Source organism: Pseudomonas sp. RW407 (genome assembly GCF_003176655.1).
Classification (GTDB): Bacteria; Pseudomonadota; Gammaproteobacteria; order Pseudomonadales; family Pseudomonadaceae; genus Pseudomonas; species Pseudomonas delhiensis.
This window is the reverse complement of the sequence record NZ_QGSL01000107.1, coordinates 1252466-1266348: the sequence shown is the minus strand read 5'-3', so window position 1 is coordinate 1266348 and position 13883 is coordinate 1252466. Positions and strand designations below refer to the sequence as shown.

The 13883-nt window shown below is 69.8% G+C and carries 10 protein-coding genes and 1 pseudogene; 7 read left to right on the top strand and 4 right to left on the bottom strand.

Annotation, left to right across the window (positions count from 1 at the left end):
• On the top strand, window positions 1-1066 hold a 1066-nt coding region (locus tag DK254_RS29890), incomplete at its 5' end, for an ATP-binding protein (RefSeq protein ID WP_109936734.1).
• Window positions 1067-1195: 129 nt separating this feature from the next.
• On the opposite strand, the gene DK254_RS29885 is transcribed toward DK254_RS29890, so the two are convergent.
• From DK254_RS29885 to DK254_RS29875, 3 genes are read right to left on the bottom strand one after another with little or no spacing between them, the layout of a single operon-like run.
• On the bottom strand, window positions 1196-2578 hold the full coding sequence (locus tag DK254_RS29885; protein ID WP_109936733.1) for an efflux transporter outer membrane subunit: 1383 nt from the start codon (window positions 2576-2578) through the stop codon (window positions 1196-1198).
• The gene (locus tag DK254_RS29880) at window positions 2578-5715 is read right to left on the bottom strand and encodes an efflux RND transporter permease subunit (protein ID WP_109936732.1); all 3138 of its coding nucleotides are present in this window, start codon (window positions 5713-5715) and stop codon (window positions 2578-2580) included. Before DK254_RS29880 ends, DK254_RS29885 begins: the two co-directional genes overlap by 1 nt.
• 9 nt (window positions 5716-5724) lie before the next feature.
• Window positions 5725-6900: an efflux RND transporter periplasmic adaptor subunit gene (locus tag DK254_RS29875; RefSeq protein WP_109936731.1), complete on the bottom strand. Its 1176-nt coding sequence runs from the start codon at window positions 6898-6900 to the stop codon at window positions 5725-5727.
• A gap of 153 nt (window positions 6901-7053) precedes the next feature.
• Here DK254_RS29875 and DK254_RS29870 point away from each other — a divergent pair, with 153 nt between their 5' ends.
• The 5 genes and pseudogenes from DK254_RS29870 to DK254_RS29855 all read left to right on the top strand — a co-directional run bounded on the left by DK254_RS29870 (window position 7054) and on the right by DK254_RS29855 (window position 11729).
• The gene (locus DK254_RS29870; RefSeq protein ID WP_109936730.1) at window positions 7054-8448 is read left to right on the top strand and encodes an ATP-binding protein; all 1395 of its coding nucleotides are present in this window, start codon (window positions 7054-7056) and stop codon (window positions 8446-8448) included.
• Window positions 8445-9113, top strand: coding sequence for a response regulator (locus DK254_RS29865; protein WP_109936729.1), 669 nt, complete (start codon window positions 8445-8447; stop codon window positions 9111-9113). The genes DK254_RS29870 and DK254_RS29865 overlap by 4 nt, the downstream gene beginning before the upstream one ends.
• 526 nt (window positions 9114-9639) lie before the next feature.
• A pseudogene (locus DK254_RS34985) lies at window positions 9640-10068 on the top strand (GNAT family N-acetyltransferase); the annotation flags it as partial.
• On the top strand, window positions 10054-10419 hold the full coding sequence (locus DK254_RS34980) for a DUF1801 domain-containing protein (protein WP_256596016.1): 366 nt from the start codon (window positions 10054-10056) through the stop codon (window positions 10417-10419). The pseudogene DK254_RS34985 and the gene DK254_RS34980, both read left to right, overlap by 15 nt.
• Before the next feature lie 383 nt (window positions 10420-10802).
• Window positions 10803-11729, top strand: coding sequence for an MBL fold metallo-hydrolase (locus tag DK254_RS29855; protein WP_109936727.1), 927 nt, complete (start codon window positions 10803-10805; stop codon window positions 11727-11729).
• A 137-nt stretch (window positions 11730-11866) separates the two neighbouring features.
• Here the strand turns inward: DK254_RS29855 and DK254_RS29850 are convergent, their stop codons facing one another.
• The gene (locus DK254_RS29850; protein ID WP_109936726.1) at window positions 11867-12700 is read right to left on the bottom strand and encodes an oxidoreductase; all 834 of its coding nucleotides are present in this window, start codon (window positions 12698-12700) and stop codon (window positions 11867-11869) included.
• Between the two features lie 24 nt (window positions 12701-12724).
• Between DK254_RS29850 and DK254_RS29845 the strand changes: the two genes are divergently transcribed.
• Window positions 12725-13741: an AraC family transcriptional regulator gene (locus DK254_RS29845; protein ID WP_176450329.1), complete on the top strand. Its 1017-nt coding sequence runs from the start codon at window positions 12725-12727 to the stop codon at window positions 13739-13741.
• Window positions 13742-13883: the final 142 nt, after the last annotated feature.

Here is a 13883-nt window from a genome sequence, read left to right as displayed (position 1 = left end):
GGTGTCGCCGCAGCCGCCGGACGTCCAGGTGGGCCTCTACGATGCCCGGGGCGGGCTGCTCGCCGGGCGGGCGGTGGCCCCGGTGCGCTTCGAGCAGGCGGTCACCAGCCAGGACGGCCAGCGCCTGGTGCTGCGCGCCTCGGCCGCCAGCTCCCTGGACCAGGCGCCGCCGCCGCGCTCCCTCGGCCCGCTGCTCACCGGCACCCTGATGAGCGCGCTCTTCGCCCTGCTGCTCAGCCACTACCTGGCCCGGCCGCTGGCCTGGTTGCGCCAGGCCATGGGCGAGGTCGCCCAGGGCCGCTTCGAGGTGCGCGTCAGGCCGCGCCTGGGCCGGCGCCGTGACGAGATCGTCGACCTGGCCGAGGACTGCGACCGCATGGCCGGCCAGCTCAAGGCCCTGGTGGAGGCCCAGCAGCACCTGCTGCACGACATTTCCCACGAGTTGCGCTCGCCGTTGACGCGGATGAACGCCGCCATCGGCCTGCTGCGGCAGATGCCCGGGCAGCCCGGCATGCTGGAGCGCATCGAGCGCGAGTCGCGGCGCATGGACGAGCTGATCGAGCAACTGCTCACCCTGGCGCGGGCGCAGTCGCGCCAGGACAACGGCGAGTGCCGCCTGCTGGACGTCGTCGAGCTGCTGGCGCAGATCGTCGAGGACGCCCGTTTCGAGGCGGCGGGCAAGGGCTGCCAGGTGCGCCTGGTGGCCGACCAGCCGTTCCTCGGCCGCGCCCATGAGGAACTGCTCTACCGGGCCTTCGAGAACGTCATCCGCAATGCCGTGCGCTACACCGCGGCGGGCACCGAGGTGCGCGTCGGCGCGAGCCTGGTGGAGGGGGGCGAACGCCTGGTGGTGTGCATCAGCGACCATGGGCCGGGCGTCGACGGGAGCCGCCTGGGCAGCATCTTCGAGCCCTTCGAGCGCGGCCCCGACGCCGGCCCGGACGGCTTCGGCCTGGGCCTGGCCATCGCCAGCCGCGCAGTGCAGCTGCACCGCGGGCGGATCACCGCCGAGCCCGCCGAGGGCGGCGGGCTGCTGGTGCGCATCGAGTTGCCGCGGCTGTTCTGAGAGCGCTATTCACGATCTCGCGAGCTGGAGCAGAACAAGGCAGAAACCGGCGAGGGAGCGGAGTCCAGGCCGCTGAATGAGCATTCCTCGCCTGTTTCCAACGCAGTCATGCCGACGCGCAGCCGATCGTCAGCCCTGCCAGCCGCCGCCCAGCACCTTGTACAGGGTGACGCGGTTGACCTGCTCGGACAGCTCCAGGCTGATCAGCGTCTGCTGTGCCGAGTACAGCGAGCGTTGCGCGTCGAGCACTTCGAGGAAGCTCTGCGAACCCTGCCGGTACAGCGCCAGGGACAGCGCGTAGCTGCGGTCGGTGGCCTGGGTCAGGCTGCGCTGGGCGTCGAGCCGCTCGCTGATGTGGCTGCGCACCGAGAGGGCGTCGGCGACTTCGCTGAAGGCGGTCTGCAGGGTCTTCTCGTAGTTGGCCACGTCGATGTCGCGGGTGATCTTCGCGGCGTCGAGGCTGGCGCGGTTGCTGCCGGCGTCGAAGATCGGCAGGTTGATCGAGGGCGCGAAGCTCCAGGCGCGGCTGCCGGACTTGAACAGCCCGGACAGCTCGCTGCTGGCGCTGCCGCCGCTGGCGGTGAGCGTCACGCTGGGGAAGAAGGCCGCCCGCGCCGCGCCTATGTCGGCGTGGGCCGCCTTGAGCGTGTGCTCGGCGGCGAGCACATCGGGGCGGCGCTGCAGCAGCGTCGAGGGCAGGCCGGCCGGCACGCCGACCAGCAGGGCGACATCCAGTTTGGCGTCGCCCGGCAGCAGGCTGTCGTCCAGGCGCTCGCCCACCAGCAGTTCCAGGGCGTTGCGGTCCTGTTCCACCTGGCTGGCATAGTTGGCCACGTCGGCGCGGGCCGACTCCACCGTGCTGCGCGCCTGGGCCAGGCTCAGCCCGGACTCGCCGCCCAGGCCGTGGGCCTGCTGCACCAGCGCGTAGGTCTTCTGCTGGCTGGCGTGGGTGTCGCGGGCCAGCTCGAGCAGTTGCTGGTCGGCGGCCAGGGTCATCCAGGCGCTGGCGATTTCCGCCACCAGGCTGATCTGGGTGCTGCGGCGGGTCTGCTCCAGGGACAGGTAGTCCTCCAGGGCGGCGTCCCTGAGGTTGCCCAGGCGGCCGAACAGGTCCAGCTCGTAGCTGCTCACGCCCAGGCCGACGCTGTACTGGCTGCTGACCGTGTTGCCGCTGCCTTCGGCCACGCCGCGCTGGCGGGTGCCGTCGGCCGTGGCGGAAAGCGTCGGGAACAGCTCGGCGCGCTGGATGCGGTACTGCGCCTGCTGGTACTTGACGTTCAACGCGGCGACCCGCAGGTCGCGGTTGTTGGCCAGGGCGCGGGCCACGGTGTCGCGCAGGCGGGTGTCGACGAACAGCTCGCGCCAGGCGATGTCGGCGCTGGCCTGGCCGGCCGCGGTGGCGCCGGGCCACTGGGCGGCCACCGGCGCCTCGGGGCGCTGGTAGTCCGGGGCGAGGTTCACGCAGCCGCCCAGGGCCAGCGCGAGAACCAGGGGTAGAGGCGTAAGGCGCATCAGGCTTCTCCTTGCGCGCTGGCGGCATGGTTGGCGGCGGCCAGGCGCCCGGCCAGGCGTTGCACCAGCACGTAGAACAGGGGGATGAAGAACAGGCCCAGCAGCGTGGCAGCGAGCATGCCGCCGAGCACGCCGGTGCCGATGGCCTGGCGCCCGCCGGCGCCGGCGCCGCTGCTCAGGGCCAGCGGCAGCACGCCGAGGATGAACGCCAGCGAGGTCATCAGCACCGGGCGCAGGCGCACGCGCACGGCTTCGAGGGTCGCCGCGAGCAGGTCCTGGCCGCGTTCGAGGTTCTCCTTGGCGAACTCGACGATGAGGATGGCGTTCTTCGCCGCCAGGCCCACGGTGGTCAGCAGGCCGACCTGGAAGTAGACGTCGTTGGACAGCCCGCGCACGCCGGTCAGCAGCAGCGCGCCGAGGATGCCCAGCGGCACCACCAGCATCACCGCGAAGGGCACCGACCAGCTTTCGTACAGCGCCGCCAGGCACAGGAACACGAACAGGATGGAGATGGCGTAGAGCAGCGGCGCCTGGTTGCCGGCCAGGCGTTCCTGGTAGGACTGCCCGGTCCAGGCGTAGCCGATGCCTTCCGGCAACTGCGCCATGATCTCTTCCACCGCGGCCATGGCCACGCCGGAGCTGACCCCGGCCGCCGGCTCGCCCACCAGCTCGTAGGCGCCGAAGCCGTTGTAGCGCTCCAGCAGCGGCGAGGCGGTGCTCCAGCGGGTGCTGATGAACGACGACATCGGCACCATGGCGTCGTCGCTGTTGCGCACGTACCAGTCGCCGATGTCCTCGGCCTGCATGCGCTTGTCGACGTCGCCCTGCAGGTAGACCTTCTTCACCCGGCCGGCGTCGAGGAAGTCGTTCACGTAGCTGCCGCCCAGGGCCACGCTGAGGGTGTCGTTGATGTCGCTGGAGGACACGCCCATGGCGCCGGCCTTGCGGTCGTCGATGGCGATGTCGAGTTGCGGCGTGTCCTCCAGGCCCTGGGCGCGCACGTTGGCCAGGCGCGGGTCCTTGCCCGCCAGTTCGAGGAACCTGTCGCGGGCCTTGAGCAGCTCGGCGTGGCCGAGGCCGCCCAGGTCCTGCAGCTGCACGTCGAAGCCGGAGCTTTCGCCCAGGCCCATGATGGCCGGCGGGGACATGACGAAGACGTTGGCGTCGAGGATCTTCATCAGCGCCAGGTTGGCCCGGCGCGCCACCGCCGCGGCGCCGTGCTCCTCGCCGCGGCGCTCGGACCAGTCCTTGAGCTTGACGAAGGCGCGCCCGGAGTTCTGCGCGTTGCCGCCGTTGCCCAGGCCGCGTACGGTGAGGATCGAGGCCACCTCCGGCTGCGCGAGCATGTATTCCCGCACCTGGCGGGTCACCGCCTGCAGGCGTTCGTCGGTGCCGCCCACCGGCAGGGTCATCTGCATCATCAGCATGCCCTGGTCCTCGTCGGGGAGGAACGCGGTGGGCAGCTTGTGGAACAGCAGCGCCACGCCGCCCAGCACCAGCGCGTACACCAGCAGGGCGCGCAGCGGGCGCGCCAGCACCGCCCTGACGCCGCGCCGGTAGCTCTGCGAGCCGCGCTCGAAGGTGCGGTTGAACCCGCCGAAGAAGCCGCGGCGTTCCCCGCCATGCGCCTTGCCCGGCTTGAGCACGGTGGCGCACAGCGCCGGGGTGAGCGTCATGGCCACCAGCACCGAGAGCGCCATGGCGGCGACCATGGTCACCGAGAACTGCCGGTAGATGACGCCGGTGGAGCCGCCGAAGAAGGCCATGGGCACGAACACCGCCGAGAGCACCACGGCGATGCCGATCAGCGCGCCGCTGATCTCGCCCATGGATTCGCGCGTGGCCTCGCGGGGCGACAGGCCTTTCTCGGCGATGATCCGCTCGACGTTCTCCACCACCACGATGGCGTCGTCCACCAGCAGGCCGATGGCCAGGACCATGCCGAACATCGTCAGGGTATTGATCGAGTAGCCCATCAGCGAGAGCACGCCGAAGGTGCCCAGCAGCACCACCGGCACGGCGACGGCCGGGATCAGGGTGGCGCGCCAGTTCTGCAGGAACAGGTACATGATCAGCACGACGAGGGCGATGGCCTCGAACAGCGTCATGACCACTTCCTCGATCGATATCTTCACGAAGGGCGCGGTGTTGTACGCCACCTCGGAGTGCAGCTGCAGCCTGCTGGGGAAGAACTTTTCCAGCTCGGCCATCTTCGCCTGCACCGCTTCGGAGACGTCCAGCGCATTGGCGCCGCTGGCCAGGCTCACCGCCATGCCGCCGGACTGCCGGCCGTTGTGCTCGGCCACCACGTCATAGCTTTCGCTGCCCAGCTCCACCCGGGCCACGTCGGCCAGGGTCACCACGGCGCCGTTGCTGGCGTGCTTGAGCACCAGGTCGCGGAACTGCGCGGCGGTCTGCAGCTTGCTGCGCGCGCTGATGGTGGCGTTGAGCTGCTGGCCGGGCCGCGCGGGGAGGGCGCCGAGCTGGCCGGCGGAGGTGTCGACGTTCTGCGCCTGCAGGGCGCTGCTGATGTCCGAGGGCATCAGCGCGTACTGCTTGAGCCTGTCCGGGTCGAGCCAGATGCGCATGGCGTAGCTGGAGCCCAGGGTGGTCACCTGGCCGACGCCGTCGACCCGGCTGATCTGGTCGTACAGCGTGCTGGAAATGAAGTCGCTGATGTCGGTGGCGCTGACCTCGGGGTTGTCGGAGACCAGCGAGAGGATGATCAGGAAGTCGCTGGAGGAGTTGCGGATCTCGATGCCCTGCTGCTGCACCGCGTCGGGCAGCCGTGCCTTGGCCTGCTCCAGCTTGGTCTGCACCAGCATCTGCGCGGTGTTGACGTCGGTGCCGGCCTCGAAGGTCAGGGTGATGCTGGCGCTGCCCGCCGAGCTGCTGCTGGAGGACATGTAGGTGAGGCCGTCCAGGCCGGTCATCTGCTGCTCGATGACCTGGGTCACCGAGTCCTCCATGGTCTTGGCCGAGGCGCCGGTGTAGGTGGCGTTGAGGGTGATCTGCGGCGGCGCGATGTCGGGGTACTGCGCCAGCGGCAGCTGGACGATGGCCATGGCGCCACCGAGCATCACCAGGATGGCGATGACCCAGGCGAAGATGGGGCGGTCGATGAAGAAACGTGCCATGGCGTGCCCTCAGTCGCGTGCGTCGTTCTGCGCGCTGAGCTGCGCGTCCAGCACCTTCACCTGCTGGCCGACGCGGACCTTCTGCGTGCCCTGGACGATGAGCTGGTCGCCGTCCTCCAGGCCCTGGCCGACCCACCAGCGGTTGCCCACCGCGCGGGCCAGGCTCAGCTGGCGCTGCTCCACCTTGCCGTCGACCACCACCAGGGCGGTGGCCTCGCCGCGCTCGTCGCGGGCCACGCCCTGCTGCGGCACCAGGATGGCGTCCTGCTGCACGCCTTCCTGCAGCGTCGCCTTCAGGTACATGCCCGGCAGCAACAGGCCCTCGGGGTTGGGCACCAGGGCGCGCAGGGTCACGCTGCCGGTGCCCTCGTCGACGCTCACGCCGTTGAAGGTCAGGGTGCCTTCGTGGGCGTAGCGGCTGCCGTCCTCCAGCTCCAGGCTGATGCGCGTGGCGTCCTTCTCGTCGGCGGGGGCCAGCTTGCCCTCGGCCAGCTCGCGTTTGAGGCGCAGCAGGGTGGCGCTGGGCTGGGTGAAGTCGACGTAGATCGGGTCCAGCTGCTGCACGGTGGTCAGGGCACTGGTCTGCTCGGCGGTGACCAGCGCGCCGGGGGTGACCGAGGAGGTGGCGGTGCGCCCGGAGATGGGCGCGTCTATCCGCGTATAGCCCAGGTTGATGCGCGCCGTCTTCAGCGACGCCTGGGCCGACTGCAGGCTGGCGTGGGCCTCCAGCAGGGCGGCCTGGGCACTTTCGTTGTCTTCCGCGCTGATGGCGTCGATCTTCACCAGCCGGGCGTCGCGCCGGGCCTTGAGCTCGGCCGCCTTCAGCGTGGCGCGGGCCGAGGTGACGCTGGCCTCGGCCTGGGCCAGGGCGGCCTCGTAGGGCTGCGGGTCGATCTGGTACAGCGCCTGGCCGGCCTTCACCGTCCGGCCTTCCTCGAACAGCCGTTTCTGGATGATGCCGCCGACCTGCGGGCGGATCTCCGCCACCAGGTGCGCGCTGGCGCGGCCGGGCAGGGTGAGGCTGAGCGCCTGGGGCGCGCTGCGCACCCGGTAGACGCCGACCTCCTGCAGGTCGGGCTGCGGCGGGGCCGCCCGGTCGTCGAGGCAGCCGCCCAGGGCGAGCAGGCCGGCGCCCAGCAGCAGGGCGCGGGCCAGGGTGGAAAGCGGGGGTACGAGCGAGGGCATCCGGGACTCCGATCCTGGGTTGGATTCAGTGTCCAGGGTGCTCGGCGAATGTGCAGGCAATGTGCAGAAATCTGGGAGATTGCCCGCCGCGCCTTGAACGACCGCGGGGGCCGCGCTTCAATGGCGGCATCCCGACAGCGGCGCGGCGGTGCCATGAAAATCAGCCTTTCCAGCAAGTTCTTCCTGGCCATGCTGGCGGTCTGCGCCTTCGCCGTGCTGGGCATGGTCTTCGCCGCCTACCTGAGCCTGAGGTACGGCTTCCTCGGCTACCTCAACCAGCAGGCCGAGGAGCGCATGGAGCTCATCGTCCCGCGCGCCGAGCGGGCCTTCGCCACCCACGGCAGCTGGGATTTCATCCGCAGCGACCGCGACCAGTGGTTCGACATGCTGCGCCCCGAGAAGGTGGAGCAGGACCGCGACTTCGATCCCAGCCACCTGACCGTCTCCGACCTCACCGGCGCCTTCGTCCGCTTCGCCCTGCTGGACGAGGCGCAGCGCCTGATCATCGGCTACAACGCGCCGCCGGCGGAGATGGTCCTGCGGCCGATCCGCCACCAGGGCCGGGTGGTCGGCTGGATGGCCCTGGCGCCGCTGCAGTCGGTGACCAGCGTCGGCGACCGGCGCTTCCAGCTCAACCAGCTGCGCTCCAGCCTGCTCATCGGCCTGGCCTGCCTGCTGGCCACCGCGGTGATCGCCTGGTGGCTGACCCGCAGCCTGCTGCGGCCCATTCGCCAGGTGGCCGGCGCCACCCACCGCCTGGCCGCCGGCGACTACGCCATCCAGCTGCCGGTGCGCTCGGCCGACGAGGCCGGCCAGCTGGCCGCCGACTTCAACCGCATGGCCGCCACCCTGGCCAGCAACGAACGCCTGCGCCGCGACTTCATGGCCGACATCTCCCACGAGCTGCGCACCCCGCTGGCGGTGATGCGCGCCGAGCTGGAAGCCATGGAGGACGGCATCCGCCCCCTGGACGGCACCGCCGTGCGCTCGCTGCAGGCCGAGGTGGGGGCGCTGACCAAGCTGGTGGAGGACCTCTTCGACCTGTCCCTGGCCGAGGTCGGCGGGCCCACCTACCGCCGCGAGCGCATCGACCTGCGGGTGCTGCTGCCGGTGGTGGCCGACGCCTTCCGCGCCAGCTTCGCCGAGCGCGGCCTGGGCCTGGACCTGGAACTGCCGGACGAACCGCTGTGGGTGCTGGGCGACGAGTCGCGCCTGGGCCAGCTGCTGCACAACCTGCTGGAGAACAGCCGGCGCTATACCGACCCCGGCGGCCGCACGGTGCTGCGCGCGCTGCGCGACGGCGAGCGCGTGCTGGTGCAGTGCGAGGACTCCGCGCCGGGCGTCGACGCGGCCTCGCTGGAGCGCCTGTTCGAGCGCTTCTACCGCGCCGAGCGCTCGCGCAACCGCGCCAGCGGCGGCACCGGCCTGGGCCTGGCGATCTGCCGCGGCATCGCCGAGGTGCACGGCGGGCGCCTGAGCGCCCGGGCTTCCAGCCTGGGAGGGCTGCTGATGACACTGGAACTGCCGCTGGCGGGAGACGCGCAATGAGCCAGGGCGAGATCCTGCTGGTGGAAGACGAGCCCAAGCTGGCCGCGCTGGTGGGCGACTACCTGCGCGCCGCCGGCTACGACGTGGCGCACCTGGCCGACGGCAACGCGGTGATCCCGGCGCTGCGCGGCAAGGCCTACGACCTGCTGCTGCTCGACCTGATGCTGCCCGGCCGCGACGGCCTGGATATCTGCCGCGAACTGCGCGGCTTCAGCCGCGTGCCGCTGATCATGATGACCGCGCGCGTAGAGGAAATCGACCGCCTGCTGGGCCTGGAACTGGGCGCCGATGACTACATCTGCAAACCCTTCTCCCCCCGCGAGCTGGTGGCGCGGGTCAAGGCCGTGCTGCGGCGCAGCGGCGCCCAGGCGCCGAACCCGGGCCTGGAACTGGACCCGCGGGCCTTCCAGGCGCGCTACCTGGGCGTGGCGCTGGACCTCACCCCGGTGGAGTTCCGCATGCTCGCCGCCCTGGCCGCACGCCCCGGCCAGGTGCTGTCCCGCGACCAGCTGATGAACCACATCTACCAGGACCACCGCGTGGTCGCCGACCGCACCGTCGACAGCCACGTGAAAAACCTGCGGCGCAAGCTGGCGGCGGTGGCGCCGGGGCACGACCCGATCCGCTCGGTGTACGGGGTGGGTTATAGCCTGGAGGTGGGGTAGGGCGGCGTACGCAACCATCCCCCCTGTAGGAGCGCGCCCTGCGCGCGAATCGCGGGCAAGGCCCGCTCCTACGGTCGAACTCAACCGTAGGGCGAATAACCGTTCGCGGTTATCCGCCGTTTGACCTCGATCCCCGGCGCGCCGCAGATTCGGCCACGAAGCGCCTGTTCGAGGCCCCGATCACGCAAGATGCCGGGACGCCCCGTAGGAGCGGACTCCGTCCGCGATCGCGGACAAGGTCCGCTCCTACAGGTGGGCTCGGAGGTGGGTGAATTGTAGGAGCGAGCTCGCTCGCGAACAGACTCCGCTGCGGGGTTCATTCGCGAGCAAGCTCGCTCCTACGAAAAGCCGTGCTCGCCTGAAACGTCGCGATCCGGCCGCCAGGCCGGTGCCAGGCCTTATCGCGGATGAGGCGGATTGCTCCCATTCCCGGAACCTCGGCTAACTTCCCGATACACCTTCCTCCTCAAGGCCCAGGGCGGGAGGCCTATGCTCGACAACCCATGCAAAGGCCGGAGCCTCGAAGATGATCCATATTCGCCCCGCCACCGAGGCGGACGTGGCGACCCTATTCGCCATCCGCACCAGCGTGCGCCAGAACCACCTGTCCCACGGGCAGTTGGCCGAACTGGGCATCACCCCGGCCAGCGTGGCCGAGGCCATCCGCCTCGGCCCATGCTGCTGGCTGGCCGAGGCGGATGGGGTGGCCGCGGGCTTCGCCATGGTGGATGGGACGGCAGGGGAAGTCTTCGCCCTGTTCGTTCGCCCGGAATACGAAGGCCGCGGGGTAGGGCGCCTGCTGCTGGCGACGGCCGAGACGAGCCTGTTCCGCGAGCATGCGCGCATCTGGCTGGTCACCGACGGCTCGGACGGCATCCGCGCCAACGCCTTCTACCAGCGCCAGGGCTGGCGAAAGGTGGCCAGCCTCGATGCCCGTGACGTGCGCTACGAGAAGCAGGCCGGCGCCGTCGACCGGCTGCTGCAGGACGTGCGCCTGGTCAGCGAGACGAACTTCCGGCTGCTCTGCCGGGTACGTGAACTGGCATTGGCGGTGGCCCCCGATGTCCATGACGAAGTGAAGTACGGCGGCGTACTGTTCTCCCGGGCGCGGCCCTTCGGCGGCGTCTTCGCCTATGCGGGTCACGTCTCGCTGGAGCTCAGCCAGGGTGCCAGCCTGGACGACCCCCACGGGGTGCTGGAGGGGAGCGGCAAGCAGCGGCGGCACATCAAGCTGCGCACGCCCGACGACGTCGAGGCGCGTCAGGTGGCCCACTACCTGCGCAGCGCCGCAGCACTGGCCGGGTAGCCCGCCGGCCGTCTTCCGGCAACACGGCCCTGTTTGCAGATGGCCAGAATGCCCGGTTACGCAAGAGAACGACCCAGCCTGGATTTGACGGAGTCGAAAGCACGATAGGGCGGCTCTGAAGTGCCTGTAGGAGAGTAACTACAGTCACGTGCCTACATACCCGTGAAAGCGAGTGGCGACAGATACCTTCGTATATACCCCCCGCCCCTGACGTATAGCGCTACCGTCCCGATGTAGAAGTGCGCCAGGAAGTACCCGCCAATAGCATGGATTCACAGCGACGATTCGCTGCAAGGGTCCTGCGGTTCGGCGCTCGCCTATTGCCCCGCCGGGCGCGAAGGAACGACTTCCAGGTCATTGGCCACTTCTTCCGAGGAACAGTCATGAACATGCATCCGAGCTATCCCGAGCAACAGGATGGAGCCCACCCGCAAAGGGAGGAACTGGTGCCTTCGCGCTATGCGTTGCGCGTCGGCGAGATCGACGTGCTGGTGGTCAGCGACGGGGTGTTGCCGCTGCCGACCGCGACCATGTCCACCAATGCCGACCCGGCCGCCCGCGCGACCTGGTTCAAGGACATGTTCCTGGGGCCGGAGGCCTTCGACTGGGCGCTGAACGTGCTGGTGGTGCGCAGCGGCGAGCAGACCATACTCGTCGACGCCGGTCTGGGCGGGCAGTTCCCCGGCTTTCCGCGGGCCGGGCAGTTCCCCGGGCGGCTGGCCGCCGCCGGTATCGACCTGGGGTCGGTGACCGACGTGGTGATCACCCACATGCACATGGATCATATCGGCGGGCTGCTCGTCGACGCGGTGAAGAACCGGTTGCGCCCGGATGTGCGGATCCACGTCGCGGCCGCCGAGGTCGAGTTCTGGGCGGCGCCGGATTTCTCCCTTACCGCCATGCCGTCGCCGGTGCCGGACGTCCTGCGCTCGACCGCCGAGCAGTTCATGGAGGCATACCGCGACAAGCTGCACACCTTCGAGAATGAACACGAGGTGGCGCCGGGCGTGGTCGCCAGGCTCACTGGCGGCCACACGCCGGGGCACAGCGTGGTGCAGGTGACGTCCGCCGGCGAACGGCTGACCTTCGCCGGCGACGCGCTGTTCCCGGTCGCCTTCGACCACCCCGACTGGCACAACGGCTTCGAGCATGACCCCGAGGAGTCGGTGCGGGTGCGAGTGCGCCTGTTGCGCGAGGCGGCGGCGAGCGGGGAATTGCTGGTGGCTACCCACCTGCCGTTTCCCTCCGTTGGGCGGGTGGCGGTGGATGGGGAGGCTTTCCGCTGGGTGGCGGCCTTCTGGGATTATTGAGGGGCCTCAATGCTGCCGGTGAGTCCAATCGCGGACGGAGTCCGCTCCTACAGGTCGCCGTGAGGCATGGCATTCCCCCGTAGGAGCGGACCTTGTCCGCGATAGCCGGAGGTATCGTGAGATCCGCTCGGGCCGGTTCAACCATCCGTGGAACGGGTGGTGGCTTCCCAGGCCGCTATTTCCTCTTCCAGCGCCCCCAGTTTCTGGCGCACCAGGCCGAGGGCGTCGCTACCCAGCAGCAGGTGGGCCGGGGGATTCGCCGAGCCGATCGCTTCCAGCATGGCGCGTGCCGCCTTTTTCGGGTCGCCGAGCTGCTTGCCGCTTTTTTCCTGTCGCGCCTGGCGGACGGGGTCGAAGAGGGCATCGTAGTCGGCGATGCTGCGGGGGCTTCGTACCATGGAGCGGCCGGCCCAGTCGGTGCGGAAGGAGCCGGGCGCGACGGAGGTCACGGCGATGCCGAAGCCTTCGACTTCCTTGCCCACCACTTCTGATATGCCCTCCAGCGCGAACTTGCTGCCGCAGTAGTAGGCGATGCCGGGCATGGTGATGAAGCCGCCCATGGAGGTGATGTTCAGGATGTGGCCGCGGCGGCGCTGGCGCATGTAGGGCAGCACGGCCTTCATCATCGCCACGGCGCCGAACACGTTCACCTCGAACTGCCGGCGCATCTCCGACAGCGGAGACTCTTCGAGGATGCCTTCGTGGCCGTACCCGGCGCTGTTCACCAGGACGTCCAGCGGGCCGAGGGTGCTTTCGACCTCGGCGACCATCGGCTCGATGGCCGCGAAGTCGGTCACGTCCAGCAGGCGGCCCGTTGCCCGGCCGGGGGCCAGCGCTTCGAGCGCGGCCTTTGCCTGCGCGGTACGCACCGTGCCCACCACGCGGTGCCCGTCGGCCAGTGCCTCCTGGGCGAGGGCGAGCCCGAAGCCGCTGCTGGCGCCGGTGATCAGCAAGGTTTTGGAAGATGACATGGCGATGGCTCCATTGCAGGGGGAATGAGTGCACAATACTCACCATTCGGCCCGCTTGAGAGACCTCATCTTCTGACTTCATTGCCTGATTCTATGAGCAGCATTGCATCCGACCGCAACCGGGCGCGCATGGTCGCCCTGCTGGAGGCGCTGGCCCCCAACGAGGGATACAACCTCACGTCCCTGGCCAGCGTGCGCATCCTCAGGTCGGATCGCCCGCTGGCCCGGACGCCGGTGCTCTACGACCCCGGTATCGTGATCGTCTGCCAGGGCTGCAAGCGCGGGTACTTCGGCGACCAGGTCTATGTGTACGACGAGCAGCATTACCTGGCCGTCGCGGTGCCCGTGCCCTTCACCATGGAAACGGACGCGACGGCCGAACGCCCGCTGCTGGCCCTCTACATGCACCTGGATTTCCAGCTCGCCGCCGAGCTGATGATCCAGATCGACCAGCAGCGGGCACCCGCGCCGGAGGATGCGCCGCGAAGCATGATGTCCAGCCCCATGGACGAGGCGCTGGCCGCTTCCGTCCTGCGCTTTCTGGCGGCGCTGAACGACCCCCTGGAGGCGAGGGTTCTCGGCCCCGCCCTGCTGCGCGAGCTGTATTTCCGCGTGCTGACCGGCGCCCAGGGCAATGCCATGCGCGCGGCGCTGGCCATGCAGGGGCGCTTCGGCAGGATCGCCAGGGCGCTGCGGCGCATCCACGCCGATTACGCGCAGCCGCTCGATCTGCCGCAGCTTGCCGACGAAGCCGGCATGAGCGTTCCGTCGTTCCACAGCCATTTCAAGGCGATCACCCAGACCTCGCCCATGCAGTACGTGAAGTGCACGCGCCTGCACCAGGCCCGGCTGCTGATCGTGCGCCAGGGCATGACGGCGCAGGCCGCCAGCCATGCCGTCGGCTACGCCAGCGCCTCGCAGTTCAACCGGGAGTTCAAGCGGCTGTTCGGCCGTTCGCCCCAGGCGGAGGCCAGGCGGATGCGCGAGAGTTTTGCGATTCCGCCGGTGCATGGGGAGGCGGTGTATGTGTCTTCCCATTAGGCCGTTCGGGGCAATCGCGGACGGAGTCCGCTCCTACGTAGCCCGGCCCACGCCATTCCCTTGTAGGAGCGCGCCCTGCGCGCGAATCGCGGGCAGGGCCCGCTCCTACGCCCGTACCTCCTGGAACCGTAGGAGCGGACTC